General features: G+C 48.0%; 23 protein-coding genes. 10 read left to right on the top strand and 13 right to left on the bottom strand.

The annotated features are described in order from the left end of the window. Window positions 1–131: 131 nt before the first annotated feature. The 5 genes from P6910_RS25150 to P6910_RS25130 all read right to left on the bottom strand — a co-directional run bounded on the left by P6910_RS25150 (window position 132) and on the right by P6910_RS25130 (window position 4643). Window positions 132–1412 (bottom strand): extracellular solute-binding protein, encoded by a 1281-nt coding sequence (locus P6910_RS25150; protein ID WP_317143974.1) that lies wholly within the window; start codon window positions 1410–1412, stop codon window positions 132–134. Between the two features lie 6 nt (window positions 1413–1418). After that, entirely contained in the window at window positions 1419–2339 is a 921-nt protein-coding gene (locus P6910_RS25145; protein ID WP_317143973.1) for a carbohydrate ABC transporter permease, read from the bottom strand. Between the two features lie 10 nt (window positions 2340–2349). Further along, the gene (locus tag P6910_RS25140) at window positions 2350–3234 is read right to left on the bottom strand and encodes a sugar ABC transporter permease (protein ID WP_317143972.1); all 885 of its coding nucleotides are present in this window, start codon (window positions 3232–3234) and stop codon (window positions 2350–2352) included. A gap of 106 nt (window positions 3235–3340) precedes the next feature. Continuing rightward, the gene (locus tag P6910_RS25135) at window positions 3341–4225 is read right to left on the bottom strand and encodes a LysR substrate-binding domain-containing protein (protein WP_317143971.1); all 885 of its coding nucleotides are present in this window, start codon (window positions 4223–4225) and stop codon (window positions 3341–3343) included. A gap of 73 nt (window positions 4226–4298) precedes the next feature. Continuing rightward, window positions 4299–4643 carry a DMT family transporter gene (locus P6910_RS25130; protein WP_317143970.1) on the bottom strand — a complete coding sequence of 115 codons (345 nt, stop codon included), beginning with the start codon at window positions 4641–4643 and terminating at the stop codon, window positions 4299–4301. Window positions 4644–4983: 340 nt separating this feature from the next. On the opposite strand from P6910_RS25130, the gene P6910_RS25125 reads away from it, so the two are divergent. After that, window positions 4984–5340, top strand: a complete 357-nt coding sequence (locus tag P6910_RS25125) for a PilZ domain-containing protein (protein WP_257280341.1) — start codon at window positions 4984–4986, stop codon at window positions 5338–5340. On the opposite strand, the gene P6910_RS25120 is transcribed toward P6910_RS25125, so the two are convergent. Both P6910_RS25120 and alr read right to left on the bottom strand, forming a co-directional pair. Next, window positions 5341–5829, bottom strand: a complete 489-nt coding sequence (locus P6910_RS25120; RefSeq protein WP_317143969.1) for a winged helix-turn-helix transcriptional regulator — start codon at window positions 5827–5829, stop codon at window positions 5341–5343. Window positions 5830–6247: 418 nt separating this feature from the next. Further along, the gene (gene alr / locus P6910_RS25115) at window positions 6248–7345 is read right to left on the bottom strand and encodes an alanine racemase (protein WP_317143968.1); all 1098 of its coding nucleotides are present in this window, start codon (window positions 7343–7345) and stop codon (window positions 6248–6250) included. Between the two features lie 352 nt (window positions 7346–7697). On the opposite strand from alr, the gene P6910_RS25110 reads away from it, so the two are divergent. Then, complete coding sequence (locus tag P6910_RS25110) at window positions 7698–8567, top strand: SMP-30/gluconolactonase/LRE family protein (RefSeq protein ID WP_317143967.1); 870 nt, start codon at window positions 7698–7700, stop codon at window positions 8565–8567. Here P6910_RS25110 and P6910_RS25105 read toward each other — a convergent pair. Both P6910_RS25105 and P6910_RS25100 read right to left on the bottom strand, forming a co-directional pair. Beyond that, on the bottom strand, window positions 8557–9096 hold the full coding sequence (locus P6910_RS25105; protein ID WP_317143966.1) for a YSC84-related protein: 540 nt from the start codon (window positions 9094–9096) through the stop codon (window positions 8557–8559). The two genes, P6910_RS25110 and P6910_RS25105, sit on opposite strands and share 11 nt — an antisense overlap. A 196-nt stretch (window positions 9097–9292) precedes the next feature. Continuing rightward, window positions 9293–11647, bottom strand: coding sequence for an autotransporter domain-containing protein (locus tag P6910_RS25100; RefSeq protein WP_317143965.1), 2355 nt, complete (start codon window positions 11645–11647; stop codon window positions 9293–9295). Between the two features lie 182 nt (window positions 11648–11829). Between P6910_RS25100 and P6910_RS25095 the strand changes: the two genes are divergently transcribed. The 3 genes from P6910_RS25095 to P6910_RS25085 are packed head-to-tail and all read left to right on the top strand — an operon-like array spanning window position 11830 to window position 15549. Continuing rightward, window positions 11830–14046, top strand: a complete 2217-nt coding sequence (locus P6910_RS25095) for an autotransporter outer membrane beta-barrel domain-containing protein (RefSeq protein WP_317143964.1) — start codon at window positions 11830–11832, stop codon at window positions 14044–14046. 43 nt (window positions 14047–14089) lie between these two features. Further along, entirely contained in the window at window positions 14090–14374 is a 285-nt protein-coding gene (locus P6910_RS25090) for a recombinase family protein (RefSeq protein WP_317143963.1), read from the top strand. Window positions 14375–14385: 11 nt separating this feature from the next. Next, a complete protein-coding gene (locus tag P6910_RS25085; RefSeq protein ID WP_317143962.1) occupies window positions 14386–15549 on the top strand; it encodes an RNA-guided endonuclease TnpB family protein in 1164 nt (387 codons plus the stop codon). 250 nt (window positions 15550–15799) lie between these two features. Here the strand turns inward: P6910_RS25085 and pdxA are convergent, their stop codons facing one another. Then, window positions 15800–16822 (bottom strand): 4-hydroxythreonine-4-phosphate dehydrogenase PdxA, encoded by a 1023-nt coding sequence (gene pdxA, locus P6910_RS25080; RefSeq protein ID WP_317143961.1) that lies wholly within the window; start codon window positions 16820–16822, stop codon window positions 15800–15802. A 121-nt stretch (window positions 16823–16943) separates the two neighbouring features. After that, window positions 16944–17702 (bottom strand): DeoR/GlpR family DNA-binding transcription regulator, encoded by a 759-nt coding sequence (locus P6910_RS25075; RefSeq protein ID WP_317143960.1) that lies wholly within the window; start codon window positions 17700–17702, stop codon window positions 16944–16946. Window positions 17703–17872: 170 nt separating this feature from the next. On the opposite strand from P6910_RS25075, the gene P6910_RS25070 reads away from it, so the two are divergent. The 5 genes from P6910_RS25070 (at window position 17873) to P6910_RS25050 (ending at window position 23044) form a co-directional block, all read left to right on the top strand. Beyond that, the gene (locus tag P6910_RS25070) at window positions 17873–18511 is read left to right on the top strand and encodes a paraquat-inducible protein A (protein ID WP_317143959.1); all 639 of its coding nucleotides are present in this window, start codon (window positions 17873–17875) and stop codon (window positions 18509–18511) included. After that, window positions 18508–19161 carry a paraquat-inducible protein A gene (locus P6910_RS25065; protein WP_317143958.1) on the top strand — a complete coding sequence of 218 codons (654 nt, stop codon included), beginning with the start codon at window positions 18508–18510 and terminating at the stop codon, window positions 19159–19161. Before P6910_RS25070 ends, P6910_RS25065 begins: the two co-directional genes overlap by 4 nt. Further along, window positions 19158–21461 carry a PqiB family protein gene (locus P6910_RS25060; protein WP_317143957.1) on the top strand — a complete coding sequence of 768 codons (2304 nt, stop codon included), beginning with the start codon at window positions 19158–19160 and terminating at the stop codon, window positions 21459–21461. The genes P6910_RS25065 and P6910_RS25060 overlap by 4 nt, the downstream gene beginning before the upstream one ends. Before the next feature lie 132 nt (window positions 21462–21593). After that, window positions 21594–21983 carry a thioesterase family protein gene (locus tag P6910_RS25055; protein ID WP_317143956.1) on the top strand — a complete coding sequence of 130 codons (390 nt, stop codon included), beginning with the start codon at window positions 21594–21596 and terminating at the stop codon, window positions 21981–21983. Beyond that, window positions 21983–23044: a patatin-like phospholipase family protein gene (locus P6910_RS25050; RefSeq protein ID WP_317143955.1), complete on the top strand. Its 1062-nt coding sequence runs from the start codon at window positions 21983–21985 to the stop codon at window positions 23042–23044. Before P6910_RS25055 ends, P6910_RS25050 begins: the two co-directional genes overlap by 1 nt. Window positions 23045–23238: 194 nt before the next feature. On the opposite strand, the gene P6910_RS25045 is transcribed toward P6910_RS25050, so the two are convergent. Beyond that, entirely contained in the window at window positions 23239–24441 is a 1203-nt protein-coding gene (locus P6910_RS25045) for a hypothetical protein (RefSeq protein WP_317143954.1), read from the bottom strand. Window positions 24442–24662: 221 nt separating this feature from the next. Next, window positions 24663–25667, bottom strand: a complete 1005-nt coding sequence (locus P6910_RS25040; RefSeq protein ID WP_317143953.1) for a hypothetical protein — start codon at window positions 25665–25667, stop codon at window positions 24663–24665. Window positions 25668–25837 lie beyond the last annotated feature (170 nt).

The raw sequence follows: 25837 nt of genomic DNA, 5'->3' as shown, positions 1-25837 counted from the left end.
GTTAGGTACCGTTATAAACGGCGTTGATACAGTCTTCGAATTCATGGGTCTCCTGAAATTCAGTCATGGCGTCCGTTGACTAATCCGTTACTTCAGAAATGAGAGCCCGTTTGAAACGGGCTCGAAAGGCCTTAAGAGCGGTTTACCCTATCTAGCGCCCGCTGCGCTTTTTTTGCTGCCTGTTTCAGCGCTTTTTCAGCAGGAACGTTTTGGATTTGAATTTGGTCAGCGGCCACTTTCAGTGCATCCATAATCTTGCCATTGGTTGGGTCCAGGAAATCAGGGCTTGCTGAGCTGGCTTGCTTCAGCGGAATCAGAGCTTGTGGGTTCTTATCTGTGAACGACTTGTATTCAGAGACATCCGCAGCACTCATACGTACCGGAATGTAACCGGTGAACATTGACCAGGCTGCGGTTTTTTCTGCGCTGGTGTAAAACTCCATAAACTCAAACGCTCCCTGAGCCGCTTTTTCATCGGTACCTTCAGGCATCACGTAAATAAGTGCTCCTGCCTGAGGCGCCGAAGGATGCGAGCCCCAACCAGGCTGGGTGGTCGCTGCCAATTTGGTGAAATCCAGATCACCCTGGTCACCTGAAGAGCCGGTATAGCCCAGCGCATGGTCTTTCATTACGTCGTCGATTGTCTTATACCAGTATTCCCAGCCCTGACCACCATAGTGAATACGCATGATTTCATCGTCATGAATCCACTTGCGGAAACTATCCCAAACCTCAACCCACTCCTGTGAATCGATCAGCACTTTCTTACCATCATTACTGATTACCCGGGCACCGTTAGAAAAAGCGGCATCGATCAAATTATCAGCGCCCCACATCGGTTCCCAACCGTAAAACACTGTGTTGCCTTTCTCATCACGCTTAGTCACTTTCTCTGCAACTTTTGCAACACTTTGCCAGGTGTTTAAATCCTCTTCTGTAAAGCCGTTCTCTGCCAACACTTGCTTGTTGTAATAGAAAACCTGTGTGGTGCCATAAGCGGGTAAGCCAAACACTTGCCCATCTTCCGCCGTTACCTGGTCTTTAAAGGCAGCGACAAAGTCATCAAAGTTGAATTGTGCATCCATGTAATTATTCAGGTCACGGCTTAAACCACGCTGACGCATGGCATCAGCGTAAACCGGGTCCAGAAGTACTAACTCAGGTGCAGTTTTTGACGCTAAACCAGCCTGAAGTTTCTGGTAAGTCTCGGTGTAATTCCCCTGCAGAGCAGGCTTAATCACATATTCGTCCTGACTCGCGTTGAACTCTTCAATAAGTTCAGTCATCATTTTCTGAGGCTTTGTACCGCCCGAATACCAGAAGTCCACTTCGGTTTTTGCCAGTACGTTGCCCGAGAATAAAGACGCACTCACTGCGCCGGTAAACATAAGTGCGAGACTGTTTAGTTTCATGTCCGTTTACTCTTTTACGCCGTTATCGGCGATGCCTGAAAGAATCGTCTTTTGACACACGACGAATAGAATCAATAAAGGCAACACAGCAATTGTGCTCGCAGCCATAATCTGCGACCAATTCAAGCCGTAGTTACCTTCAGCGATGAAATATTGGCGAATACCCGTTGCGATCAGGTTCAACTCTTGCGAAGTAATCACCAGGCTTGGCCACATGTAACTGTTGTAGTTGGTGATGAAGGTAATAAGGAACAATGTGGCAACCGCAGCCCGGCACTGGGGAAGCATAATGGCCCACAAAATCCTGAACTCTCCAGCGCCGTCAATGCGTGCCGCTTCGATCAATGAAGGGTGTATTTTGATAAACACCTGACGAAGGTAGAAAACACCAAAAACTGAGGCGGCATTTGAGATAACCAGTCCAGTGTGAGAGTCGAGCAAACCCAGCCCGGCCAGCGTGATGTAGGATGGAATATAGGTCACCGCACCGGGTAGCATGTAGCACCCCATGACAACGAAGTAGAGCACAGTTTTGGAGCGGAATCTCAGCTGAGTCAGTGCATAGGCAAACATGGCTGAGTTGATGATCACCAGCAGAGTTGTTAATAACGCCACACTGAAACTGTTAAAGATGTACAAACCAAATGGTGCACTGTGAAATGTTTCAACAAATGTCTCCCAACGGAATGTCTCCGGGATTAAATTAAGTGGGTTGGAAAAAATTTCATCATTCGATTTCAAAGAGCCCGATATCATCCATAAGAATGGAAACACCATCATGGTTCCGCAGACCATCAGAAAAATATGCTTCGCCAGCGCAAGAAAGGCTTCTCTTGTCACTAAACGTTCTTTAACGGTATTTTGCTTATGGTTAACGGCTTTCATCTGACCTAACGTGGGTGAACTATCAATAGCCTGTGTCGTCATAATCCCCTCCTTAGTAGTAAACCCAGCGCTTACCGATGCAGGTATTGATCAGGGCAAGCAAACCTGTGATCGCTAAAATAACCAGAGAGGTCGCTGCTGCCGGGCCCATTTCATACCGCTCAAATGCCTGTTGATAGAAGAGATACAACAAGGTTCGTGTTTCTCCGCCGGGGCCACCCTGAGTCAGAATCTGAAACTGATCAAATGCCTGCACAGCCGTGATGGTATTGACCACCACCAGGAAAAATGTGGTCGGTGAAACCAGTGGCAGTGTTATCTTCAGGAAGCGGGTCAGACGACTGCATCCGTCAATTAAAGAGGCTTCATACAAAGAGACGGGAATCTTATTTAAGGCGCTGATGTAAAAGAGCATTGTCCAGCCAATAGCTTGCCAGATGGTCACGATGACCACGGCCACCATAGCGGTATCCCCTTGTTCCAGCCACGGGATTTTGTCAAAGCCCATAGACATCAACAGTTGATTCGCAAGGCCTGCCTTAGACTCGAAGACCCAGGACCAGACGATAGAGACAGCAACCGTTGGGGTAATCCACGGAGAAAAGATCACCGCTCGATAAAGCTGACTGCCAGCAAAATTGCGATGCAAAAGCAAAGCAAACATAAGACCAAGCACAACGGTAGGAATGACCACTCCGAGTGAGAACCAAAAGGTGTTGAGTAAGGCTTGAGTGAACTCAAAGTCCTCTACCATATACTGGTAATTCTCCAGACCAACGAAATTGTATTCCGGCGAAATGTAGTCCCAGTCGGTGAAGCTGATATAGACGGAGTAACCAAATGGCACCAACCAGAACGTCACGAGCGGTATCAGTAAAGGTGCAGTAAAAAACAGCACCTTTAACCGGTTCGAAAAATGTTGAGAGAAGGTACGCATGGCTTAACCCTGGCACTTTGAAGATATGTCGATAATTTAAACGGGATATGTGACAGTTCTGTTGAAAAGCACCTCATTTTTTTTATGGGTGCTCATAAGAAAATCTTTAAACAAGGCCATCCCTTTCAATCTGATGGTGCAGCCAGTCACAGAAGAAATTCACCTTTGCATTGCGATTATGGTTAGTAATCAAATAGTGGCCTGACTCTGCAGGCATTGACGCTTGATGAGCCAGCACAATTTCGTTTTTGTTTAGTAACTCGGATGCTGCCAATGAGCGTACTAACATAACACCAACGCCATGCTTTACTGCTTCCAGAGCATGGAGTGAGTTGCTGATTTCCAGTTGCACTCTGGGTAAGGTGGTCTCAATTTGATTGTGGCTCAGCCACTGCAGCCAGTTCTCCTGATAGCCTTTGACCTGTACCGCAGGTAATTGAGAGAAGTCTTCATCTTTTAATGATTGTTGATAATCTCGCTTGAATTGCGGACTGCATACCAACTGCCAGTGTTCTTGAAACAGTTTTTCTGCATGCGTTTCTTCACTGTCTACTTTGCCGTTCGTAAGCTCTATATCAACATTTTGACAAGGGGTTGTAGAAGGCCAGTCCACGAGCTGGATATCGAGGCGAATGAAAGGGTATTTCTGGTAAAAACTGTTTAACCGGGGGATTAACCAGTTGTGACAAAATGTTTGATTGACTCTCAGCTTCAACACATCCGCTTCTGGCTCACCAAAAAGAAGCTGGGTCTGCAACTTTAAATGAGCCAGAGAACCAGAGACTATAGGTTGATAATGCAGCGCCGAAGAAGTGAGCTTGACGCCTCTCTTAGTCCGTTCAAACAATGTGGTATCAAGAAATGCCTCCAGACTTTTGAGCTGTTGGCTCACCGCAGCTTGTGTCACACACAATTCTCGCGCTGCGGCACCAATAGAGCCAAGCCTTGCCACTGCTTCAAAAGCCACCAGAGCTCTTAGTGGAGGTAGCATGAATTCACCTGACTGAAATAAGTGTGCAGGCTACTTCAGGCAGGTTACAAAATTTCGACGATCAGATGACAGATTAATGACTCAAAGAAGATGAGAAGAGATTAATGATCAGGGTCCCGGTTAGAATAAAGCTGATGCCAACCAATGCATAGATATCCAGCTTTTGCCCATATATCAGCCATGACAAAGCTGCGACCAAAACAATACCTGCACCACACCAGATCGCATAAACCACTCCCAGTGACATAGTTTGAACTGTAATCGACAACAGATAAAAAGCCAGACCATAGGCAATTAATACCGCTGTTGTCGGTATGGGTGCGGTAAATTGATGGGTTCTGGGCAACCAGGACGTTGCAAAGACCTCTAACAAAATCGCTAAGGTCAAAGTCAGGGCAGGCGTATTGGATAGCAACATATCAAGCCGTATTTAAACTTTTAAATTCCCGGATTCTGGGAGCCTTGTATGATTGCAGTTATCTTTGTTTGCAAATTAACGAAACAGGCTCTTGCAAAACGAGGCCGACCATATAAGGCTCTCAGGGTAATAAGACGTCAGCGATATTCCCCATCCGGAGCTTATTAAAATTGATAGATTGACTCTACTGGTCCATCTGAGTCGGTCTGATCAGAGCGTCCCGGCAGATAGATATAGGGTAATTTATAACAGAATTGGGTTGCCACATGCAGCAGAATTTTGTCATCTTGCTGAAAAGTCGGTATCTTGGAATATCGCTCTATGAAAGAGAGGAGATGTCATGACAGATACTGTACTTGAGAAGCGGCGCTATCCACGCAAGGTTCTGGCTGAGCCTGCCCAGGTCGTGGACAATGACAGTGGTCAGCTACTGGGGGTTCTCGAAGATGTATCCAGAGGAGGATTCAGTATTACTACGGATCAACCCATTCGGTTGGAAGACGTCAGGAATATTACTATGGTACTGCCTGGTCTCAATGACACAGCGCATCACGTAACGCTGGTGGCCAAATGCGTCTGGTGTCAGTCTGGTAATAAGCAGGGCGATCACACCAGGGACTTTGCCGCAGGATTCCAGCTTCATGATATTGAAGAGCAGGATGCAGTCGCCCTGAATTATTTCATCAGGGATTATTGATTAATCAGGAATTGGGAGATTCAGTGTTTCTTTCAGTTCTTCCATGACAATGTAGCTTTTGGATTCCCTCACTCCCGGAAGCTTCAGCAATATGTCGCCCAGCAACTCTCGGTAGGAGGCCATTTCTGAGATACGAGCCTTGATCAGGTAGTCAAAGTTACCGGAAACCAGGTGGCATTCCAGCACGTTTGGAAGAGCGACAACCGCCCGTCGAAACTCGTCGAAGATATCAGCCGATTTGGTATAGAGGCTGATTTCAACATACACCAGCAAACCCGCTTGAAGGTACTGGGGGTTTAATCGGGCACAATAGCCCTGAATGATGCCTTCCCGCTCAAGACGTTTGACCCTTTCCATGCAGGGTGTTGTACTCAAGCCCACCCGATCTGCCAGGTCCACATAGGAAATTCGACCGTTTTCCTGGAGTGTGCGAAGAATATTACGATCAATCCTGTCCAGTTGCCGGACGACTTCTTTTCGACTTCTCATTTCAGCAATCGTCTGATTCAGGTAGTTTTGGGCATGGTGTAAATTGCCGTATTGTTCCCAATGTCGATGAACACCGGGACGCCCTTTTCCCCGTGGCTCTAGCAGCCTGTCGGACTTAAGCGTCCGTAGCGAGGATTGCAAGAAATTGAGGATAAAAATCTCTGTTTCTGAGGAGAATAGCGAGCTATTTGACGAAGAAACAGGGATTTTTAGACCAATTTATTGCAACCGCAGTAGGACAGTCTTAAGTCCGACAGGCTGCTAGACCGTCATAAGAAGGCTTCAGTCACGGTCCGAGAAGAGTATGGCACGTGCAGAGAATATACAAGTGCTGAAGCGGTTCTGCAATGTAAAGGATTTGACAGGTGCTCTGGTTATCAAAGCGATTCCCGGTAATCGGACAATTTTTCAGCTGGATTCACACCCTCTCTTTGCAGGTAACTTGCTGGGAGTACGAAATGGGAAACCGGTTTATATTACACAACAGTTGATAGGGGATTGTACCCGCATGCCTTGCCACTTCAGTCACCGGCAGGTCTTTACCCCAGAGTAAAGCAGGATCTCCCACGTTCACATCCGCTATTTCTGACAGATCAACTGTTAACATATCCATGGAGACCCGACCTGTCAGTGGCACTGGCTGACCATTGACGAGTACCGGCGTACCATTCGGAGCCAGGGGATAGCCATCGGCATAACCCATGGCTATGACGCCTAAACGCGTCGTCTTGTTGGTCACCGCAGTACCGGAATAACCTACCGGGCTGCCAGCAGGGACTTCCTTGATATTGATGATGGCTGAATGGAGTTCCATGACAGGCTTGAGCCTGGATTCAATGTTATGAGCATGATCAAAAGGAGAGGCTCCGTAAAGCATAAGACCGGGACGGCTCCAGTCTGCCCTGGCACCGGCACAATGAATGAGGCCGGCCGAATTGGCAATGCTTCTTTTACCTGGTAATCCAAGGGTGTGCTGCTCAAAGACTTCAAGCTGCTGCAGGGTGAAGCCATTGTCAGTTTCGTCGGCACAGGCAAGGTGAGTCATCATTAAAATCTCGTCGATCCAGGGCAGTTGCTCAAGCCTTGCCCAGGCATCGCGATACTGGCCGGGAAGAATACCCACTCTGTGCATGCCGGAGTCCATTTTCAGCCAGACCCTGACAGGCTTCTCCAGTGGGGTTTGTTCAAGCTGTTTTATCTGTTCCAGACTTTGTACGACAATATCAAGGTTTTCTGAGGCAATATCGGTGAGTTCTGAGTGTTCAAAGAATCCTTCGAGAATAAGCAGACGGTTTCTGATGCCGGCTGCCCTGAGCTCAAGGGCTTCTTCAATACAGGCCACTGCAAACCCGTCGGCTTGCTCTGACAGGGATTGGGCACATCTGATGGCACCGTGGCCATAAGCGTCGGCTTTTACAACGGCCAGAACATTGCCCCCGCCTGCCAGTGATTTAGCCAATCGATAGTTATGCTTTAGAGCGTCAAGATGAATGACAGCCCTGGCCGGACGACTCATAGTTGTCGCATTTCCCCCGAGTCAAATCAAACAGCCATGAGCCGAAAATGCAGCTCACGCTGAAGTCTGAAAATGGCAGCAGAGTCTGATAGCGCTGCATTTTCAAAGTTGTCTGGATACTATCATTTAATAAATTATTGTTCTTTAAGTGTTTTTATTAATTCTATTAGCGACTAAATAATACCCTTTATAGCTAAATCTCCCTATATTTTGTTTCTTATTGTTCTAAACAGTTGGTCGTCATCTGTATCTAAACTGTCTCTCCACATGAACAGTCATTCGCGACGGAAGCTATTTTTTCAGTACACCGTCAGAGGTAGTGCTTTTTTCGGTCACATTAAAGAGGGGCAGTATGATTTTTGTTGATGGGCTGGAGTATCCAGTGTCCGCTTTGGTATTAAACGACGGAAGTTTGGTTGTTTCAGAAGTCGGCCAGGAGAAAGGTCGTCTGACCCGGGTTTCAGCCTCAGGAAAACACCGCCATGTTTTTGCGCAGGTCGACAGGCCCAATGGTATTTTACAGGACAACCATGATGGCAGTATCTGGGTTGCCGAAACCCGAGAGCCATCACTGCTCAGGCTCAACCCCGATGGCTCGCTGGCACAGAGACTTTCCGGGGACAGTGAGAACCCCTTTCTTTGGCCCAATGATATGACTCTGGGGCCAGATGGGGCCATTTATCTGACAGACTCTGGCATCCGTGTCACTGACCTGATCACTCAGGGAGGGCCTGATCCGGAAGTCTGGGAGGGGCCGATGCAGGGAAAGTTGTTTCGCGTTGATCCCGTCAGTAAACAAGTGGATTGCCTTGATGGCGGGTTTCGTTTTGCCAATGGTATTGCTTTTGCACCTGATGGAAGGCTCTATCTCAGTGAGTCGGCAACAGGGAATATCTATCGTTATCCGTTTACGGACAGACTGGAGGTTAGCAGCCGGGAACTGTTTGTATCGGTCACCGATACTGCTGGCCCATGCCGGGTTGTGGGGCCCGATGGAATCTCTTTTGACAAAGAGGGTAACCTTTATGTGGCCATGTTTGGTCAGGGGCATGTGGCTACTGTCACTCCCAATGGCGAGATTCATCGAACCATTGTGACCAGAGGCTCATGCCCCACTGATGTTGTTTTCGGTGGCAAAGGCAGCAAAAGACTTTATATCACCGAATATCAGCGGGGTAGAGTTGAAATCACCGAAGCACCTGATGAGGGTTTTACTTTTTAATTTTTGTGATTTTGGAACCTTCCAGAGTCAGGTTATACATCAATCCCTTGTTATTGCTGATAAAGCCAATGATGGGAGCTTTAGCAGTTTTGGTGTCTATAGCTTCTCCGGCACCAAACTCAGCAATAGCAATACTGCCATCGACCCCCGCTTCCCAACCTTCGCTGTTCACGAAGTCGTTCAGGGCCTCGCTGGTCATGAACATGACAATCTGGGAGCGAGCCTGTGCGCCCAGCTGGAAACCGATAGAGGCCGATACGGTATTGTAATAGTCTTGTATGGCTCCATTCTTTAAAAGTGCGCCTTCACCGTATTCGCCACCCACCACCAGTCCGCCTTTCAGAACCTTGGGAAAGACCAGGATTCCTTTCGCTCTGCTGCCCAGAGATTTTGCCGCACTGCTCTGTGCATAAAGATTTTTCAACGCTTCATGGACGGTAGCATTGAGTTCAGTGCTGGAAGCGGCATGGGCAGAAAATGAAAAGAAGACGATAAAAGCTGTTGCGAGGAGATGTCTGAGAGAAGCCATATAGGTGCGATTCCGGTAAATACTGTTGGTCAATCATAGGATCTTGCAGGTTGTGTAAAACAAGAGTGCCTGTTTTTCCGGGCGAATAGTATCAGATAAATGAGTGGGTTAAAGGCTTTAATATCGGGAGGAAGGGGGAGAGGGAAAACGAGAGTACAACACCCTGAAACAGAGTCCTCTCGAAAAGCGTCAAAGCTTAGAAATCGTACTTCATTCTCAGGTAGTAGTTCTGGGCTTTGTAGTCTGAACTCTGGTTCAGTTCATAACCCACAACGAAGCTCATGTTATCGTTGCGACGGTAGGTCACACTGGCTGAAGCCTGATAGCTGTTCTTGACAGCGTCGGCCCCTTTTGAGGTGAACTCGGGTCCACCCAGCACGTAACGCGTGGTGGTTTCTACGACATCACCCTTGAAGTCATGCCAGGCCATCAGTTTCAGAGAAGGTTCCAGTTCGCCCTGGTCGACTCTGAAAGCCTGACTGATTTCAACGCCAGCACCCAGCTCAACCTTCTGATACTTCTGGCTGTCCACATCCAGGGCAAAACCGGTCGCATACTTGTCATCTTCCTTAAAGGCTTTACTTTTGACCATGGTGTAGTTGAAACCGACCATTGGCACTATCTTCATCTCACCAAAGCTCTGGTTCATCCCCAGCATGGTGGTCAGGCCGTATTGATGACTGATATAGTCCGAAGTGATTGGCGCATCGACAAAGCCATCGATATAACGGCTGCGTTCGTTGTTACTGCGACCAATGTTAATCACACCATCCAGGAACCAGTTATCCTGCTCCCAGGAGCCGTAAAGGCTGACCTGGTAGTTCTTGATAGTAGAGTTGTCATTAGAGTCGTGTTTGTTTATTTCGGCATTGGCTAAAGTGAATGCAGCTCCTACCAGGTAGTCGTCGTTGATGGTGGTCTCGGCGCCCAGTGTCAGACCACTCAAATCAGCATCGAAACCGAAAAGTTTGTCTCCACCATCGTTTCTGCGATCATCCTGAGTGACGTCCGAGCCAAGAACCTGCAACCAGAAACCCTGATTGGTGTAACTGCCACCGTATGACAGTCCAGTGTCAGACAGGTCATCTTCCTGAACCGCCCTGACGTGGGCCAGAACGTTGGTCTTAACCTTGGTTTCTGCCGTTACGTTGGTCATCTGGACGGCGTCAGAGTTGTTGAATTTACTCTCCCTGGCGAACTCAGCCAGTTTCTTTACATCAGTAATATTGGAAACAGTCTTGTAAAAGTTATTGAAACTCGTGGAGTTGGTGGGGTCCCGGGTAATCACTGTCATCGTAGCCGCCAGAGCTTCTTCAGTGGTGGCCCCGGCACCTTCCTGTGCAATCAGATTCTTAAGTGCTTCGAGGGTTCTTGGTGTCAGATCTGTGGTCAGAGCATTGCCGTTCTGTGTGACCTCGGGAGTATCAATCAACACAGAGTGCTCAATCGTCAGATCGGAAGCATTCAGGTTAGTGTTGGCTTCAATAATTTTTGCATCTTCTATGGTGTTGCCAGATTCTACGACTTCCAGGGTAGGAACAATTTTCAGCGTTGAGCCTGATTCAATATTGGCAGTACCGGTGACAATCAGAGCTGCATTGGTGGTGGTGTCGGTATCCATCTCTGTTGTAATGACCCCTGTTGAATAAACAGTCAGATCACCGTCAATGGTCTGTGCTCCGGGTTTGTCAAAGCTGGCAATACCATAGATTTTGACGTGTGTTGCACCGGAATTCTTCTTGATATCACCTCGGAAACTGGTGACGTATGAATCTGACCTTACGACTGTGATGCTTTCAACATCCTCAATATCGCCACCAAATGTCGAGTTACCACCTATCGTCAGAATATCACCGGGTCCGGTATAACCTAGCACTTTGCCCTCTACCGTACCGTCAACGACTCCTATGACAAGGGCTCCACCGGCACCGCTGAAGTCAATAGAAGTATCTCCGTTTGTTTTCAGCACACCGCCGTTAACCAAGATCGAAGCATTTGTTCCGAGCTTCCCACCTTCGGCTGCTGTGATGGCTGTGTTACCTTGCAGTGTCCCGGTTATGGTGACGATGCCTGACAGCTCTTCTTCAATTCTGAAAGCATCTCCGTCTTCTACCTGAATAGTGCCGCCCAGATTGGTGTCTCCAACATTGATTTGAACGACGCTGGCTTCGCCGTTACTCAACAGGATACCGTGGGCTGTACCTTTACCATACAGGCCACCAAAACTGGGCAAACTTATGGCATAGCTGCTATTGGCCTGGCGATAGAGCAGAACGGCTTTGCCATCCGGGTTATCGAGATTGATATTGACTGGCTGAAGTGCCGAGCCCTGAACATAGAAAGTACCCGTGTCAGCATCCAGAATGAATGCATAGTCGTCGGTTGCATCAGCATTAACATTGCGGGTTACTGCGCCGAGTAGCCCGCTGGCGGCATAACTATCTCCATCACTGGTGACTTCTGTTACAGCGCTGGACTGGGTGGCAGCAAATGGAACTGTCGCAGCAATGACTGCAACGAGGCTCTTCTTCCTGAACAGGCTCTTGTTCATTCTTTCTTCCTTGCAATAGAGGACTGCAATTTTTTCAAATTTGAAATCCGGCTGAATCCACTATCGGCAAACGGCTGGGAATACTTCAGAGCTGAAGAGAAAAAAAACTGGACTTTGGTCAATTGACAGGTCAGGAGGTCGATATTTCTCTGGTCCGTCACCCATGAATGGAATCAGACCCGATGAATCAAGACAGGAAGGCTGGGGTATTTTCTGGGCTAAGTGCCTGCAAAAAAGGCCTGGCAGCGGCTGTATCGGCTGTGATGGCTCTGACCTGTCAGATAGCCTATTCCAGACAGATTGTGACCAGCAGCGAAACCATTGAGCTTAACCAGATCATTCAGGCCTTGCCTGAAGATGAAACCGCCATTGAAATTCACAATCCTTCTGGCAAAAGCGTGCTTCTGATCGAGGGAGTGGTTTTGAATCCGGATACCGATGGCAATGCACAGTCTGCCGTTCGATACATTGGCCCGAGTTCCGGTTTTCTGCTCTGGCTGGGTCCAAAAGGTGAGATAAGAGGGGAAGGACAGGCGGACGGCATTTTGATTGACGCGGGTCAGGAACCTGACTCCGAAAATCCTCAGGCGGTTAACTTTGGCATCCTGCGTCTGGAGGGAGAGGTTCACTCTGCCAGGGGCGCAGCCATTCGGATCAAAGAGCCGGTAACGGGTGTTATTGAGGTGGGGGCTAATGCCAGGCTGTCGGGCAGTGTCGCCATTGTTGCCGAGGGCAATGGTGGGTTGAGTGACTTTTCCTGGTTCAGCATTTCCGGGGAAGTGACCGGATACAGCGGTATAGCTATTGACTTTAGTGATGCCAATAACCGGCTTCTGCTTCAGGTTTATGATGGGCGTATAGAAGGTGGCATTGTCGGGACAAGTACGGCCAATGTCGTTGACATTATTGGACTGAGAGGGGGGGCAGTCGGCGATATCTCGGGAGTAGAGCAGATCATTGTTTATGATGATGGCAAGAACGTGAATGATGCTCCTGTTCTTAAAGGCAATATCCTGCAAGGCTCCAGCATCGAGCGTCCTGATTTGTTCCTGGAAGGGCCGCTGAAGACGGGTAATGATTCCACCACTGCACAGACACTGGAGGTGGATATTCAGCAATCAGGCAATGGACGTTTGATTATTTCTTTACCTGAAAATGCCGAGACAAGGGCCTCTGTTGTGGTCACCGGACAGGTCGATTTTGGTACTTCGCCCGCCATTCAGGTTGTTCCCACTGGTGAAACGTACACTGACCTGTTGAATGGGGAATCTCCAGCCACTTATAAAGTGATTGAGATTAAGGGGGGACTGACCTCCGGGACAGAGCAAAACATAGAGATCTACACCAGCCCTCTGATTACTCTGGAAGAGATCGTCAGCCCCGGCAGTGATGATGTTCTGGAAGTTAAGGTCACTGCCAGTCCCTCAGAAGTGCTCGAGAAAACGATTGAGCAGGCTGGTGGCGGAGAAAGTTCCGGGGCAGCGATCTCGACACTTCTGGATCGGGTTGTGGAAATGCTGGGTTCATCGGATCAGGCTCTGATCGATGAAGCAGAGCCCCTCTATAACCTGATTGCCAGTATTCCCAGAGAAGAAGCCGTGACACTGGTGAAGCTGGCCAGAGAAAGCAGAATCAATGGCGGTATGGCTCTGGAAGTGGATGATGTCGCCCGAAGAAAAGCGATGCTGCAGATTACTCACAGACTGAGATCACTCAGCTACGGTGACAGTATTGAAAGCCGGGGATTCTGGTTGCAACTGTTGAAATCCGATGCCTATAAAAAGAATTCCAGAAACAGTAACAATGACCGGATTTTTGGCTACGAGCTGGACGTCAGTGGTATCACTCTGGGTCTTGAAAAAGAGAGAGATGCATGGATCTACGGGGGTGCCATCACCCTGGCGACTGCAGATACCCGAAAACAGGATTCGACTGACTTTTCTGAGTCTAACAATTATCAATTCAGCCTTTATGGTTCCTGGCAATATAAAGACTGGTTTGTTGATGGTGTTGCCAACATCAGCGTTTCCAACCATGACCGCACTCGATACATAGAGGGCTTTTTTGATACGCCTGTAAAGGCTTCTTATGACAGTCAGGTCGCTGGCTTCCAGATAATGACAGGCAAAAGCCTGCAATGGCAAGATTACACTCTGGAGCCTATGGTGGGCATTAATTATACCTACCTTCATTCTGACAGTTACAAAGAAGAAGATACTGGACGGACCGGTCTGGCTCAGGCTGTTGCAAGCAACAGCCTACAGAAAATTGAGTTGGGAGCAGGCCTGTTAGTCAAGAGAAACTGGATATTCCGATCTGCCGGACTGGAGCCCGGTTTACAGTTAATGTTCTGGCACGATCTTAAAGGGTTAAAAACAGTTCGCAGAAATCTATTATAATCTAAAACTATCTTATAAAATCTCAAGCATGGATAAGTGATTAGTGAAGATAGGTGAGGCAGCTCGTTTGCATGGTACAGACCCAGTAACACTACGAAAATCGGAGAGTACAGGTGAGCTGCTTCCTGCCAGAAAGACCAAAGTTGGAACTTGTTACTACGACGTGTCTGAATTGATGGGCTACAGTAACGAAGCTGCGCCTACGCTTTGCTATTGCAGAGTATCCAGTCACGACCAAAAGCCAGACTTAGACAGGCAGCAAGAGTTACTGGAAGCCTACTGTTCTATAGAAGGTTGGCGAACTCAGGTTATACGAAAAAATGCTTGAGACTTTGCGAGATGTTGTTAGCTCACAAGATTGAACTCAGACCGACAAAACAACAAGCCGATTATCTTGATAGGGCTTGTGGTTCCCGTCGTCATGCGTTCAATCAACTGTTAGCCCATTTCAATCAAGAAGGCGTTAAATGGTCAAAGAAGGCTGCGAATGAAAAATACCAAGAACTCAGGCTTGAGTTTCCCTGGTATGCCGAAGTCAGCCAACGTGTGACCAGGAACACAATCGACGATCTTCATGACGCCTTTACTCACTTCTTTCGTCGGGTGAAGAAAGGAGAAAAAGCAGGTTATCCAAGATTCAAGAAGCGAGGACTGCACGACAGTTTTTCTCTCAGAGAAAAAACCAAGTTCGATGTTGATGGCAGAACACTTCGCATTGAGAAACTGAAAACCCGCATCAAGATGCGCCAGGAGCTGAGATTTACAGGAACACCCTGTCAGGTGACGATCAGTAAGCGAGCCGGAAAGTATTTCGCTTCTATTTTGGTAGACACTGAGGATTACGAACCAAAAGCACAAAGCAATGAGTCTGTAGGCGTTGATTTTGGCGTCAAAGATTTAGCTATTTGTTCGAATGGCAAAACCTTTGCTGCTAATCAGAAACTGAAGGGCTCTCTGAAACGCCTTAACAGTAAACAGAGAGCGTTAAGCCGCAAAACAAAGGGAAGCAACCGCTACGCGAAAGCCAAGCGAGCGGTTGCCAAACTGCATTACCGGATAAGTAACCAGCGATCAGCCGCAATACATGAGGTAAGTGATTATCTGACTTCAAGATTCAAAATAATCACCCTCGAAAATCTGAATGTCAAAGGCATGGTAAAAAACCGCAAACTGGCAAGAGCAATCAGTGACGCAGGTTTCGGTAAGCTGAGAGAACTTGTTGAATACAAGGCAGAGCTGAGAGGATGCCAGGTTGTGATTGCAGATCGGTTCTTTCCCAGCTCGAAGAAGTGTGCGGTTCATACTTGCGACTACGTAAATGACAATCTTACTCTGTCTGATCGTGAGTGGCGGTGTCCAAAATGTAAAACTCTGCATGATAGGGATTACAGTGCGAGTTTTAACCTTGATAATTATGGTCGAGACACGTTACAGCTCGACCCTAAACCCTACGCAAGAGTGGAGTCAGACACGATTCGTCGTGCATCCATGTCGACGGCGTAGATAAGTCTACATAATTACAGATTATGTTAGATTTTTAGTAGCGGCAAAAGCTCGAAACCACGTCCAGATATCTCATTGGCTCCCAATCATTCACAATTCTGGGTGCCGATCCTGAACGAAACAGTCTGGAAGCGACTTTGAACCTTGACTATCGAAGGAGCGACACTTTAACAATGTCCCTTGGTTACAACCGTGTTCAGAAGTCTGACTATTATAGTGATCACTACTATTTAAAAATGAAGTATGACTTTTAACTGAAGTGTCCGGCAGGCTCATTCACCCGTGTTCCCATCTTTGTCATATAACGGATTGCCACTGTGATGGCTTCGGTCATACTGATGGCAGAAGCAACGCCTTTCCCGGCAATGTCGTAGGCAGTGCCATGATCTACTGAAGTTCTCAGAAAGGGTAAGCCACAGGTGATTGAAATGGTTTTATGGAAGTCCACCATTTTGGTCGCGATGTGTCCCTGATCATGATAGAGCGAGATGACCGCATCAAACTTTCCATTCAGGGCCTGATAAAACACCGAGTCAGCAGGCAGGGGGCCGGACACGTTCAACCCAAGCTGCTGTAGTTCAAGAACAGCAGGCATGATCTCTTCCTGCTCTTCATGTCCAAACAGTCCGTTATCTCCGCAATGAGGATTTAACCCGGCTATAGCCAGATGGGGGTTCTCAATACCGAGTGTTTTCAGGGCATCCACTGCTTTTTGAGCACATTGAATCAGATGGTCTTGGGTGACGTAGTCACAGGCCAGTCTGAGTGACAGGTGTCGTGAAAGAAAAAAGACTTTCAAGCCTGCAACCTCAAACAAAGTGAGTGGGTTCTTGCAGTTTGTCAGATCTGCAAGAATCTCGGTGTGTCCTGCCTGCCTGATATTGGCAGCGTCCAGGGACATCTTATTAACAGGAGGCGTTACCAGAGCATGGGCCTGTCTATCCAGAGCCAGTTGTGTTGCCAGTTGAATACAGTCGTAGGCCATCTTTCCTGCGGCCGGGGAAACCCTGCCCGGCTCGACACTTTGAGGAGGGTCAGGTGGCTCAAGGACATTGAGAATACCTGTCCTTGGATCAATATCCGAACAGGCCTTAACAGGCTTGATAGTAAGAGGCGAAGCGCTGATCGAAATGGCTTGTTGAAGAATCTCCACATAGCCGACAACCAGCAATCGACAGGTATTGGAGAAGTCATTGGTTAAAAGTGCTTTTATCAGGATTTCCGGGCCAATTCCGGCCGGGTCACCCATGGGAATACAGATAAGGGGTTTCATTACTCACAGCAACATCTGGCTGGACTCAGTCTGATTGATAGCTGTGAGTTTAGCGTAAATCGCCGTAAACCATTGCTCTTAAATGCCATCATACCCACGATATAATGGCAACGTCGTTCAGTCAGGAGCGGATGATATTACCACCTGCTTCTCTGATGGCTGACAGACTCTCATCATCGAAACGGCTGTCTGTGATAATGGTATCCAGCTCATTCAGCTGACAGATGGTTTTCATGCTGGAAGCGCCAAACTTGCTGGAGTCTGCCAGCAGTACACTGCGGGCTGCACGTTCCAGCATCTTGCGACGAATAAAGTAATGGTCGGTAGACGCTGTGGTCATACCGTGTTGCAGACTCCAGCTGTTGGTTGCCAGAAAGGCAACGTCAGCATTAATGCTGTCCAGGAAAGACAGGGCCGTTGTGTCACAGTGAGCCTTGGTAATGGCACTGACCAGTCCCCCCGTCGTATACACCTTGGCGGTTGAAGAGTCTGACAGTTGCAGAGCGATTTTCAGGTCGGGAGTAATAATGGTGACCTTCATGCGCATCAACAGCTTGGCCAGGGCCATGGTACTTGTGCCAGCATCCAGCAGGATGATCTGTCCTTCCTTAACCAGATTGAGGGCCTCGTGAGCAATGGACTTTTTCTCTTCAATGTTGACGGCGTTCTTCTTTTCGTAAGGAATATCTTCCATCAGGAAGCTTTTAGATACCGCACCGCCATAGGTGACGCGCAATTTGTCTTCCTGCTCCAGGGTTCGTATGTCGCGACGAATAGTCATCTGGGAAACATCGAATTTCTCCGCCATTTCTTCGATGTTGGCACAGCCTTTTTCTTCAACGTAAGACAAAATGTGCTCTCGACGCTCAACGGGAAGCATACCTGGACCTCTTGAATCATTGCATATCTGTTATTAACGCCTCACAGGGAGCTCTGGGGCGTAGTAATGGTTCGTGCTGCCGATATAGAGACAAGGCAATCAGAGCAGCTAAAATTCACTGGCAGATTATATGGCAGAATTTGTTCAGTTTCTCCCCCAGATATACCTATATGGCTAAAAAAGAGGCGAGACCTGATTCAGGCATCAGGCTTTGTCCTGACTGTGACCTGATGATAAATACCCCGGTCTTTAATCATGACCCGGCCTATCGGCAGCAGGCTGCATGTCCCCGATGTGGCTGTATGCTGGAGTCTCACCGCCCTGCAGGTATCCAGAGTTGTCTGGCTCTGGTTGTGACCGGTTTAATCCTGTTTATACCGGCCAATTATTACCCTGTTCTGTCCATGAATATCCTGGGAAACGAGCAGCAAAGCACGATTTCCGGAGGTGTTGTTGCTCTCTATCAGGGGGATTATGGTGCTATAGCTTTGCTGGTGCTCCTGTCTGCCATACTGATCCCTCTGTTACGCTTTTTGATTCTGCTTAAAATCATTTTGTCTGCCATCACTAGCCGGGGGCGCAGGGTATCCAGAAGTTTGCTGAGACTTTATACCCGCCTGCAAGAGTGGGGCATGACGGAAATCTATTTTCTGGGTGCTCTGGTCGCGGTCATCAAGCTGGCAGATATGGCCACCGTGCAGATAGGTACAGGGTTATATTGCTTTGCCGGACTGATGCTCTGCGAACTGATTATCGCCCTGAACCTGAACGAGCATGAGATCTGGGCAATGCTGGGAGAGGATGAATGACTGCATCGGACCCCGAGCAACCCGGCCTGATTTCCAGCGGTGCTGATTGTGGGATAAAACTGTGTCTGGATTGCCACAGGGTTTGTCAGGCAGAAGATGTCCGGTGTCCCCGTTGTGGCAGTAAAGTGCGATCCAGAAAAAAAGACAGCCTGTCCCGTTGTTGGGCTCTGACCCTCACCGCCGCGCTGTTCTATATACCTGCCAACATGCTGCCGATAATGATTGTAGGTCGTTTTGGGCGCAGCACGCCGGATACCATCATGTCGGGGGTTTTGGAGCTGATACATCATGGTATGGCACCCATTGCGCTGCTGGTTTTTACAGCGAGTATCCTGGTCCCTTTGATGAAACTTTTGGGCATGGTATGGCTGCTGGTTTGTGTGCATACAAGAAGGATCAACCCGGGTCGTCAGACTGCCTTGTATCGATTGATTGTCTGGATTGGCCGCTGGTCCATGCTGGATATTTTTATTATTTCCCTTCTCGTCGCACTGGTGCAGTTCGGGCATCTGGGCACTGTCACAGCGGGTCCCGCGGTTCTTGCTTTTGCTGCAGTGGTGGTATTGACCATGTGGGCGGCAATGAGTTTTGACCCCAGATTACTTTGGGACCGGTCAAGGCCGTTCAGTCTGAGAGGAGATCAACAATGAGCGATGAAAAGATCGCTGTTAAGGCTGATCTGAAAGAACGTCGTCGTGTTCCGGCTATCTGGCTGCTGCCCCTGATTGCTCTGATGATTGTTGCCTTTCTGATCTGGAGAACACTGTATCAACACGGTCTGGAAGTTCACGTTAATTTTGACAGTGCCAAAGGTATGCAAGTAGGCAAAACAGAAGTCAGGTACAACGGTTTGGCGGTAGGTAAAGTTGCTCGAATGACCATGACGAAAGACCTTGACGGTGTGGATGTCGAGCTGGAAATGGATCGGCAGATGCAGAAATATCTCAGAGATAACAGTCAGTTCTGGCTGGTTCAGCCCCAGCTTTCTGTAGCAGGCGTGTCCGGTCTGGATACTCTGGTCTCTGGCAACTACATCGCTTTTAAGCCCTCTGAGAAGGGGGAAAGACAGCTGTCCTTTTCGGCGCTGAAGTCGCCACCCGCGCCGGGCATAGAAGAAGGTGGGCTGAGCCTGGTACTTCAGGCTGACGAGTTGTCCTCTGTGCAGGAGGGAAGTCCGGTCTATTATCGCCGTCTGAAGATTGGCGAAGTGACTCGTTACGCTCTCTCGTCGGATAACGAAAGAGTCGATGTCCATGTTTACATCAAACCGATGTTCACTCATCTGGTAAGAAAAAATACCCGTTTCTGGAATGCGGGAGGAGTGGATATTTCCGGAGGTCTGACCCACCTGAAGGTCAGAACCCAGTCGTTAATTTCCATTATCCAGGGCGGGGTCGCTCTTTACACTCCGCAATGGGAGGAAAAAGAACCGAAAGCATCCGATGGCACCCGCTTCCCTCTCTACAACGATTATGACGCAGCGGAAGCGGGTATTCGTATTACTATTAAATTCCCTCTGGATGTCGCTCTTGGCCAGGAAAAATCAAAAATACTGTTTCATGGTATGGAAGTGGGCATTATCAAAAATACGTCGTTTAATGAGGATTACTCAGCCATTATTGCCGAGGCCGTTATTCGTCCTGAAGCCAGAAACATTCTGGTAAAAGGTGCCCGTTTCTGGATGGTGGCACCACAAATAAACCTCAAAGGCATCACCGGTCTGGAAACCTTATTGGCTGGCCGCTATATCGCTATGGATGTCAGTCAGGTTGATATGAAAATAGCGGAACCGGAAAAAGATTTTATGGGTCTGGCCAGCAAGCCGCCGGCTTCACCCTCTTCTCCGGGCTTGCACCTTGAGCTCAGGGCTGATTCGCTTGAAGGCCTGAGTCAGGGCAGCCCTGTCCTCTATAGAAAAATGCCTGTCGGTGAAGTGGAGTCCTACACGCTGGGAAAACAGGGAGTGGTGATCAAAATATTGATCAAGCCCAAATATCAACATCTCGTGAATAAAAGTACGCTTTTCTGGAATATCAGCGGTGTAACTCTGGAAGGTGGGTTGCAGGGGTTCAAAGTCAGGGCAGGAACACTCAACTCTATGATTTCAGGAGGCATTGCATTTAAAACCCCAGACCCTGATGCAGCCAAAGTTCCCAATAAAACCCGGTTTGTTTTGTATGACGATATGACCCGGGCAAGTGAAACTGGCAAGGTCATACATATTCAATTTGAATCTGCAGATGGCCTTCAGGTGGGTACACGACTGAAGTACAAAGGTCTGGAGATGGGAAAGGTGACAGAACTTGATCTGGATGATGCCAAAAAAGCCATAAAAGCCAGCGTCTTACTCAATGAAGGCGCTGACTGGCTGGCTCGCAAAGGTTCCAGGTTCTGGCTGGTCAAACCCAAACTGGGTCTCACCAACACGGCTCACCTGGAAACCTTGTTGACGGGTCTTTATATTAGCGTGTCGCCAGCACGCTCCCAAGCTGCTGCCAGGCGTGATGTTTTTATTGCAGATCCAAGAGCGCCCGATGATCAGCCTCGTTCTGGTGGCCTGCGTATTCGATTGGTCAGTGCTCAACTGGGTTCCATTAAACCGGGTAATCCTGTTTATTACCGGGAGATTCCGGTAGGCGTGGTTACCGGATTCAAGTTGGGTAACCCTGCCAATAAAGTCATTATTTTTCTCAACATCGAGGACCGCTACGCGCCGCTGGTAACCCATAAAAGCCGATTCTGGAATGCCAGTGGTGTGGATTTCCATTTTGGTTTGTTCAGCGGTGCCAGGCTTCGAACGGAATCCCTCGAAGCGGTTCTGGCGGGTGGCGTTGCCTTTGCGACGCCGGAGCAGGGACACAGGGTTGCTCCTGAAACTTCGTTCGAGCTGGCTGAGCAACCGCAAGCTGAATGGCTGAAATGGGCTCCTGCCATCGTGTACCCTGAATAGAGATGCTAAACGACTATTTGCATCTTTTTCTCATGCAGGCATCATTAGAAACTGTTTAAACAATAATACTGACAGCAGGAAGCCATTGCAGTCTATTCATAGACAGGTTTCCAAGTATAAAGAAGAACACTGATGTACCTGCATACCCTTTCTCCCCGCTTTTGTGAGACAGACGCCCTCGGGCATATCAATAACACGGTTCTGCCCGTCTGGTTTGAACAGGCCAGAGAGCCGATTTGCCGTCTGTTTACACCCGGTCTCGATACAGAAAACTGGCGACTGATTATTGCCAGAATTGAAGTGGAATATACTGCAGAGCTAAAGTACGGGACTGACGTTGAGATCAGAACCTCTCTTGAAAAGTTGGGTAATTCATCCATGCATATCCATCACGAAGCCTGGCAGAACAACGTTCTGGCGGCACGTGGCAAGGCGGTGCTGATTCATTATGATTTTGCAGCCGGAAAAGCGACTTCCATTCCTGAAGATATCCGGCAAGCATTGTTAGAGCACGTTCAGTAATGACTGATGTCCTTGAAATCAGGGCCGGCTCCACGGCTCTGGAAAAAATACGAGATGAAGGTCTTCCCCAGTCCGGTATTGATGTCATGCTGGGGGCTTCAGGCGGCCCCAAATGGTTCGTGTTAACAGGTATGGACAAGTGTCTGATCGGTGAATACTTCAAAGACAGGCAGCAGCCCCTGAACCTTCTGGGCACGTCTGCGGGAGCATGGCGCCTCAGTTGTTATGCTCAGGAAAATGCCCTCGAAGCTCACCACCGGCTTGAACAGGGTTATTTGCTAACAGAGTATTCATGGAAGCCGGATGCCGAGGAGGTCAGCCGAAAGTGCCGGGTTCTGGCTCGGGACATGTTGGGTGAGAATGGAGCAAACGAGATTCTTGCCAATGGGATCATGAGATTTAACCTGATTGCAGCCAAGAGCCGGGGGCTTATTAAAAGCGATGTCAACCTGAGACAGCTCTCGGGACTGAGCCTTGCAGCAATCGGCAATACATTCAGCCGCAAAACACTGGGGGCTTTTTTTACCAGAACGCTCTTCCATCATCCTGATGCCAATGCTCCGTTTTACAAGATGGACAACCTGCCAACAGAAAGGGTTTCTTTATCCGAAGAGAATATGCTGGATGCCATTATGGCTTCCGGATCAATTCCTCTGGCGATGGAAGGGGTGCGGAATATTGCCGGTGCCCCGAAAGGTGTGTATCGGGATGGCGGCATCACAGACTACCATTTTGACATGGCATTTCCGAAGGGAGAGGGTCTGATTCTTTACCCTCACTTCCATCAACGAATCGTACCTGGCTGGTTTGATAAAAGCCTGAAGTGGCGAAAGCCGGCCATTGAACACTGTGAACAGCTGGTTCTGGTGTACCCTTCTGAATCCTTAGTCAGCAAACTGCCCTATGGCAAAATTCCGGACAGATCCGACTTCAAAACCTTTTCTTTTGATGAAAGGGTTAAATACTGGAAAAAAGTCATTAAAGAGAGTGAAAGATTGGGAGAAGCTTTTCTGGAAGCTATCGAAACAGGAAAGATCCGACAGAAAGTAAAACCTCTTTAAGAAGAGAGGTCAGAATGGCACCAAAAGTCATAGTTTACCATTCAAAGGAATCAGCAGAACAAACGTCTTCTGGCTTCCGAACCTGTGATGATTGAGCTTATTGTCTTATTCCACTATCAATGGCAACTTCACTGACGGGAAGACCACGATAAAGCGGAGGGTTGTCATGGATTCTATACACTGCACGATCTCCGTCATTCCGAATATACGTTTCCACTGACGGGAAGACCAAGATAAAGCGAAGGGTTGTGATAGATTTCACACAATACAGGACGATCTCCTTCATTCTGAATATACGTCTGAGGGCTCATAAAAAAGTGTAAAGATAAATCTGCATTGTGCTCGTTTTCACTGACTACATTCATAATGGCTGTGAGTGCATTCATTAAATTACTATGTTGATTATTAAAATGCAGTGGCAGAGGCAGATGCATATCATTAAAAAGCATTGCTGGGGTTCCCCATACCAGATGCATATTCGTAGACTCTGAACAGCTGCTGCATGGATTGAAGGCTTCTGGAATAATAGCTGCAAGCATCACCGGTGTGACTGTGCCAGCGGCAGCCTGATTACCCGCATCGGCCACCGTCATTCGAGTAACGATCAGCTGTATCATATTTCCTTCCTGAATAGTTTGAAAAACAGAAGTAAGATCGATCATCAGTGAGGCGTTCTGAAACTCAGCAGTGAGCAGATGAGTCATTCCCATATATGACAGGTCCGGCCATTGAGATGGGTCTATTTTCGCCGCTCTTTCACGAGACAGAGCCTCTACCCTGGCATGGATTGGCAACGTTAACAGTACTGTCTGTCCGGCTCCTGCACTACGCGCTGCCAGAGACATTTTTTCCAGGAACTCCATCTGCTTTTGCTTTTGCTCCACCATCTCAAATAGCTTTGGCAGACGTTCCTGATCCCCCTCCTCCAACTTAAAATTTACATGATCTATCCCGCTGAGATGACCCATATCTACAAGACTATAAGCAATTCGCTCAGCCAATGCCTTGGCATATGCATCGCCATCTTCTTCTGCTTCTGCCCGCGCGATAGCATCAAAAGCCCAGTCTTTGACTTTAACCTGAACAATCAACGTATCATCATTTTCACCCTTCTTTACCGACAAGAATTTATAGGGTATCGGATCAAACGCCCCGGGATCAGGTATCTCAAAGTTCGTTGCTCCGGTGGCATTTTTAGCTGCAGAGCTTTTCATATCTTCATCAGCGGAGGATGAAGGACCAGAAGGTGGAGAAGTAGAGTTCCCGCAATCACAGGTTCGGCAGAACACCTCTTTGCCGCAACGCTTACAGGTAAAGGGGGAGGCCAGCACTTGCGCGCTAAGTAACAAAACAAATAAAGAAAGCCACCGCGATTGATGAATAAAATAATGATGCATATCTCAATTCATCCTTAATAAAAAAACGAATATGAGCGTAGACTAAAATTTTGCACTGCAAGCCAGAAAAATTCATTGAGAAAGGCAAGCTCAGCCCAAACCGATAATATGACAGCTCGCCCAGGATCAGAGGTCAGTATGCGGTCAAACCGCACTGTCAGAATCAGCAGAACAAACGTCTCCTGACTCCTGAGTCTCTGATGATTGCATTCATAGTCTTATTACATCTTCGGTGAAAATGCGCTATCGGGAAGATTACGATTAAGCGAATGTTCGATATTGGGGATTGATGATAGAGGATCTTCGTTATTCTGAATATACGTTTGAGGAGCCACAAAAAAGTGTAAAGATAAATCAGCATTTTGCTCGTATTCACTGACCACATTCATAATGGCTGTGAGTGCATCCATTAAATCATTTTGATTAAAACGCAGTGGCGGGGGCAGGTTCATATCGTTATAAACCATTGGTGGGGTTCCCCATACCAGATGAACATTCGGAGACTCTGTTTGATCGCTGCGCCGAAAGAGGACTTCTGGAATAAGAGCTGCAAGCATCACCGGCGTGACTTTGCCAGCGGCAGCCTGATTACCCTCATCTGCTGCAAGCGTTTGAGTAATGATCAGCTGTATCATATTTCCTTCCTGAATAGCCTGGAAAACAGCAGTAAGATCGAACATCAGTGAGGCGTTCTGAAACTCAGCAGTGAGCAGGTGAGTCATTCCCATATATGACAGGTTCGGCCATTGAGATGGGTCTATATTCGCGGCTCTTTCATGAGTCAGAGCCTCTACTCTTTCATGGATTGTACCCCTTGTTATTGTCCGTTCGATTTCTGCACCACCCGCTGCCAGATACATTTTTTGCAAGAACTCGATCTGCTTTTGCTTTTGCTCCACCATCTTAAATAGCTTTGGCAGACGCTCCTGATCCCCCTCCTCCAACTCAAAATTGACATGATTTATCCCTTTGATGATATTGCGCATATCTACAAGATTAGAAGCCATTTGCTCAGCAAATGCCATGGCACATGCATCGCCATCTTCTTCTGTTTTCGCCCTTTCGATATCATCAATAGCCCAGTCTCTGATTTTAAATTGAACTATCAACGTGTCATCATTTTCCCTCTTTACCGACAAGAATCTATAGGGTTTCAGATATAACTCCACGGAATTAGGTGTCTCAGAGTTCGTTGCTCCGGTGGTTTTAGCTGCAGAGCTTTTCATGTCCTCATCAGCACAGGATGACGGACCAGAAGGTGGAGAAGTAGAGTTCCCGGAATCACAGGTTCGGCAGAACACCTCTTTGCCGCACCTCTTACAGGTACCGGGTGCAGCCAGCACTTGCGCGCTAAGTAACAAAACAAATAAAGAAAGCCATCTCGATTGATGAATAA

Origin of the sequence: Endozoicomonas sp. 8E, assembly GCF_032883915.1 — a bacterium.
Classification (GTDB): Bacteria; Pseudomonadota; Gammaproteobacteria; order Pseudomonadales; family Endozoicomonadaceae; genus Endozoicomonas_A.
This window is presented reverse-complemented; position numbering and strand designations above follow the sequence as displayed.

Bases quoted from the DNA above. Each gene is read 5' to 3' on its own strand.
- P6910_RS25145 (WP_317143973.1), bottom strand. From the start codon at position 2,339: ATGACGACACAGGCTATTGATAGTTCACCCACGTTAGGTCAGATGAAA.
- P6910_RS25060 (WP_317143957.1), top strand. From the start codon at position 19,158: ATGAGCGATGAAAAGATCGCTGTTAAGGCTGATCTGAAAGAACGTCGT.
- P6910_RS25065 (WP_317143958.1), top strand. From the start codon at position 18,508: ATGACTGCATCGGACCCCGAGCAACCCGGCCTGATTTCCAGCGGTGCT.
- P6910_RS25075 (WP_317143960.1), bottom strand. From the start codon at position 17,702: ATGCTTCCCGTTGAGCGTCGAGAGCACATTTTGTCTTACGTTGAAGAA.
- P6910_RS25110 (WP_317143967.1), top strand. From the start codon at position 7,698: ATGATTTTTGTTGATGGGCTGGAGTATCCAGTGTCCGCTTTGGTATTA.
- P6910_RS25135 (WP_317143971.1), bottom strand. From the start codon at position 4,225: ATGCTACCTCCACTAAGAGCTCTGGTGGCTTTTGAAGCAGTGGCAAGG.
- P6910_RS25085 (WP_317143962.1), top strand. From the start codon at position 14,386: ATGTTGTTAGCTCACAAGATTGAACTCAGACCGACAAAACAACAAGCC.
- P6910_RS25095 (WP_317143964.1), top strand. From the start codon at position 11,830: ATGAATCAAGACAGGAAGGCTGGGGTATTTTCTGGGCTAAGTGCCTGC.
- P6910_RS25125 (WP_257280341.1), top strand. From the start codon at position 4,984: ATGACAGATACTGTACTTGAGAAGCGGCGCTATCCACGCAAGGTTCTG.
- P6910_RS25045 (WP_317143954.1), bottom strand. From the start codon at position 24,441: ATGCATCATTATTTTATTCATCAATCGCGGTGGCTTTCTTTATTTGTT.
- P6910_RS25100 (WP_317143965.1), bottom strand. From the start codon at position 11,647: ATGAACAAGAGCCTGTTCAGGAAGAAGAGCCTCGTTGCAGTCATTGCT.
- P6910_RS25140 (WP_317143972.1), bottom strand. From the start codon at position 3,234: ATGCGTACCTTCTCTCAACATTTTTCGAACCGGTTAAAGGTGCTGTTT.
- P6910_RS25070 (WP_317143959.1), top strand. From the start codon at position 17,873: ATGGCTAAAAAAGAGGCGAGACCTGATTCAGGCATCAGGCTTTGTCCT.
- P6910_RS25040 (WP_317143953.1), bottom strand. From the start codon at position 25,667: ATGAAAAGCTCTGCAGCTAAAACCACCGGAGCAACGAACTCTGAGACA.
- P6910_RS25120 (WP_317143969.1), bottom strand. From the start codon at position 5,829: ATGAGAAGTCGAAAAGAAGTCGTCCGGCAACTGGACAGGATTGATCGT.
- P6910_RS25150 (WP_317143974.1), bottom strand. From the start codon at position 1,412: ATGAAACTAAACAGTCTCGCACTTATGTTTACCGGCGCAGTGAGTGCG.
- P6910_RS25130 (WP_317143970.1), bottom strand. From the start codon at position 4,643: ATGTTGCTATCCAATACGCCTGCCCTGACTTTGACCTTAGCGATTTTG.
- P6910_RS25105 (WP_317143966.1), bottom strand. From the start codon at position 9,096: ATGGCTTCTCTCAGACATCTCCTCGCAACAGCTTTTATCGTCTTCTTT.
- alr (WP_317143968.1), bottom strand. From the start codon at position 7,345: ATGAGTCGTCCGGCCAGGGCTGTCATTCATCTTGACGCTCTAAAGCAT.
- P6910_RS25055 (WP_317143956.1), top strand. From the start codon at position 21,594: ATGTACCTGCATACCCTTTCTCCCCGCTTTTGTGAGACAGACGCCCTC.
- P6910_RS25050 (WP_317143955.1), top strand. From the start codon at position 21,983: ATGACTGATGTCCTTGAAATCAGGGCCGGCTCCACGGCTCTGGAAAAA.
- pdxA (WP_317143961.1), bottom strand. From the start codon at position 16,822: ATGAAACCCCTTATCTGTATTCCCATGGGTGACCCGGCCGGAATTGGC.